Annotated in this window: 4 protein-coding genes; 3 read left to right on the plus strand and 1 reads right to left on the minus strand. The window is 39.7% G+C overall.

Annotated elements, in window-relative coordinates; genetic code table 11:
- Positions 1 to 170: 170 nt before the first annotated feature.
- Positions 171 to 626, plus strand: a complete 456-nt coding sequence (locus AACW06_RS18865; RefSeq protein WP_192076247.1) for a GNAT family N-acetyltransferase — start codon at positions 171 to 173, stop codon at positions 624 to 626.
- A 135-nt stretch (positions 627 to 761) separates the two neighbouring features.
- Positions 762 to 1,262, plus strand: a complete 501-nt coding sequence (locus AACW06_RS18870) for a flavodoxin family protein (RefSeq protein ID WP_192076248.1) — start codon at positions 762 to 764, stop codon at positions 1,260 to 1,262.
- Between the two features lie 868 nt (positions 1,263 to 2,130).
- Here the strand turns inward: AACW06_RS18870 and AACW06_RS18875 are convergent.
- A complete protein-coding gene (locus tag AACW06_RS18875) occupies positions 2,131 to 2,265 on the minus strand; it encodes a hypothetical protein (protein ID WP_261914696.1) in 135 nt (44 codons plus the stop codon).
- A gap of 815 nt (positions 2,266 to 3,080) precedes the next feature.
- On the opposite strand from AACW06_RS18875, the gene AACW06_RS18880 reads away from it, so the two are divergent.
- Entirely contained in the window at positions 3,081 to 3,470 is a 390-nt protein-coding gene (locus AACW06_RS18880; protein ID WP_192076249.1) for a hypothetical protein, read from the plus strand.
- Positions 3,471 to 3,736 lie beyond the last annotated feature (266 nt).

Below are 3,736 nucleotides of genomic sequence, written 5' to 3' on the forward strand. Positions count from 1 at the left end.
TGATGTACATAAGGGCAAATGACAGTATTGTGGTTTCAGAACCACAAGCATAACAAACAATTTAAGAGGGATTCCCAACGCTTGGCATTTTGCTTCTACTTCAATTTTAGTGTTTACGGTACAATGCGTTAGGTTGGGTGGTAGCGTTGCTCACCCCTTAATTGGGCGTTATGAGGCATATGGATATTCAACTAATACAAATAGAAATTGATGAGTTTGAAAGTCTGTTCTCTGTTGTAAAACAAGGACTTTATTCGCATGTTGACACCGTCTTTGGCTGGTGTGATGAGTTTCAGGTCAATCGTTTAAAAAAAGACTATGAACCGCATTGGTTTCACTGGGTTTATCTCAATAACACGCAAGTTGGAATGCTATGCTTCAAGCCTTACGAAAACGCTTTTCATGTTCATTTACTCATTGTGTTTCCAGAATTTCAAAATCAAAAATTTGGTGGAAGAGTAATGAATATGGTTCACGAAATAGCGCGAGAGCAAGGGCGTAGTCATGTAACTTTATCAAGTTTTACTAGAAACGAGTCAGCGGTAAGGTTTTACAAATCTCTTGGCTATAAGGTGACTGAAAGCGATGAAAACTTCCTTTCTTTGTCACTTCAAGTTGCCTCATAACAAAGCGTTTAAGAGGGATTCCCAACGCTTGGCATTTTTCGTTTGATTCAGCTTTAGTGTTTACGGCACAATGACTTAGGTTCGGTGGTGGCGTTGCTCACCCCTTAACGCGGCGTTATGTAACATGGAGGTTCAATGAAAATCGCAGTTATTCTAGGTACTTCAAAATCGGACGGAAACACTAGAAATTTAGTCGAGTCGTTCGTAGAAAAGTCGGGAGCAAAGCTGTTCGATCTCTCCGATTTCGACATCAGTTTCTACGATTATGAGCATGAAAATAGAAATGATGACTTCTTATCCATAATCCATGAAATTAGCGGCTTTGATCATGTGGTGTTTGCTTCACCTGTCTACTGGTATTCAATGTCAGCACAGTTAAAAGTTTTCTTCGACCGACTATCTGACCTTTTAACTATCGAGAAAGAATTAGGTCGTAAGCTGAAAGGTAAGTCTGTTTCAGTGTTATCGACGGGCTATAACCAAGACTTACCTGACTGCTTCGTACAACCATTTGAACTGACTGCAAACTATATGCAACTAGAGTTCAAAGGCTGTGAATACGTTTCTATACAAACAGAACCTGATTTAGATAAAATCAAAGTTAGTGTTGCGCAAGTCCTTGAAAATGTTACATAACAAAGCGTTTAAGACGGATTCCCAACGCTCGGCATTTTTGGTTTGCTTCGAGTTAAGTGTTTACGGCACAATACTTTAAGTGCGGTGATCTGCGTTGCTCACCACTTAACGCGGCGTTATGTGTTGGATGAGTTTTTAAGGTCAAAGCTACGATTTCATTGAGAATTCGTTCCGTATTTTCGGCAAGCTGGCTTGGTCGAAATGAATCCGTGAAAGAACTTCAATTGGTCACGTCCAAGGTTCTTGGGCTGCCTCAATTGGTTTTTGGATCAGGTTTGTGTTGAGTTTTGTGGGTTTTAAATCGCTTTAATTGAAATGCTTTTTTGACTGATTTTCTTGCTGACATTCAGCTCTGAAAATCTGGTGAAGTAAAAGGTTTTGTTGTAGCTGAAAGGGCGCTTTCTTTGCTGTCGATTCTGTAAGCGGCTCTCTTTGGCTAAGATCGCTGTGAAATTTAGGTTTTGGTAAGCATCGTTTTTTACGTAACTTATTAAAATCTATTCATTTCTACGGTGGTTTACTTTGAATTCACGGTAAAATTCACATAACAAGCAATTCAAGTGGATTCTCAACGCGTGGCAGTTTTACTATGCGTTAGGTAAAGTGTTTTACGGTACAATACGGCGGCTTGGTCAGTGCGTTGTTCACCACTTAATTGGGCGTTAGCTGGGGTTAAGAAAAGCTGTGAATTTAGGGTGGAAAGGCTTTGGGTTTTCTAGCTACACACCGGACAAATCTCAGCTTCTCAACTATCTCGCCAGTGGCACTTTTCGGGAAGTGGTTGAACTTAACGAAGTCTGCTTACGGGAAGTGTTGTGTTTGTTAAGTTCATTGGCGCGGCTTCTTTGCTGTTGAAATTTATGCATTCTTAAATTCGTTTCGTGTGCTTTGTCGTTGGCTTTTTCGATAGAATTCTTTGCAAATTACCGAGCTCAGGAATGGTGATTTTCTCGGTCATTTCTTCTTTGCCAAGCGCATTTCGTGGATTAGGTTTTAATTTCACAGCTGTCCGTTTTACTTTGTCGTTTGAAAGCAATAATGTGTTTCAAATTAGGCATTTTGTCGTAATTTGCTAGCGAAAGTGCAGCAGCTAACTAGGCGTTTAAGACGGATTCCCAACGCTTGGGAGTTTCGGCTCTAGGTTGAGTTTTGTGTTTAAGGCGCAATGGTTTAGGATTGTGGTCGCGTTGCTCACCACTTAACGCAGCGTTATGCTTAATCACCTAAAATCAGTGGATTATGGTTTTCTTTGTTCCCTCAGCTTTTCAGTTTTGAGTTTGTCGGCAAGTCGGCTTTTTTGAGCGCTGTTTTTCGGACTCTTATTCTTTGGCGCTAGAAATTCAGAGAATTGCCTCAATCAATTTTTGGGCAAGCGCGAGGTTAGGGCAGTTGACTCAATCAGAAGTCCATTTCTAGGTTTTCAAACTTCAAACTAGATTTGCCAAAAATCCGAGCCTGATTATCAAAACTATGATTCATTTCGGTTTTCTAATCTTTGCCTTTTGTTTGTGAATCAAAGTCGAGTTAATCTTAGTTCTATTAAAACGTAACCCATTGAAGCTTAAGCATAACAAAGCGTTTAAGTGGGATTTGGCACGCGTGGCATTTTCGGTTTGCGTTGGGTTCAGTGATTAAGTCGCTGTGCGGTAGCTTTTGTATTGCGTGCCTGCACCCCTTAACGCGGCGTTATGTATATTCAACTACTAACCTCAAAAGTCCTGCGTTTTCAGATATTAATTATTATTGATGTGATGCAAAATGCTGAGTGTTTCATATGAATATAAATTAGATTCTAATTTGATAAAGGAGATAAAATTAATGAGAGTAACAGTTGTAATTGTGTTTCTGATGGCGTTGTTAGGTTGTCAAAGTACAGCTAGTACGCAAAGGACATTAGCTCCTATTATGAAACAACTATTAGCTCCTAAAAGCCAAGAGATAGAGGCGCATAGTCTGTCAAACTATGTAAATCGAGCGTCAGAATTAGCTTCAAAGAAAGGGTATGAGTACTTTGCATTAGTTTCAAAATTGAACAGTCAACGTCAGCCAAGCATATGGGTTTACTTATACAGCAATGATGAAGAACTGCAATCTTTGTATGAAAAAATAAGAAAAAACAATAAGATGAGCTTGATCGATGTATTTATTACGGAAGAAAGCAAAGGGCGTCGATATATGAGAACCGAATCAGTTCCGGGAGTAGCCTAGTATGTTCGAGAGGGAATATACATAACAAAGCATTTAAGAGTGACTCACAACGCTTGGCGATTTCAGTTTAAACTTGGCTTTAGTGTTTAAGGTGCAATGGTTTAAGCTAGGTGTTTAGCGTTGTTCGCACCTTAATGCGGCGTTAGCTGTTTTCTGAAGTCTGACGGTTTATTGTGTCGGTAAGCGGATACATAGAATATATGGGGCGTTCATGGAAGGTGTTGTAGTCGAAAAAAGTAAGATGGGTGAGATTGTATATCTACACT

It is taken from the genome of Vibrio sp. S12_S33, assembly GCF_963889785.1.
In the GTDB taxonomy this organism is placed as follows: domain Bacteria; phylum Pseudomonadota; class Gammaproteobacteria; order Enterobacterales; family Vibrionaceae; genus Vibrio; species Vibrio aestuarianus.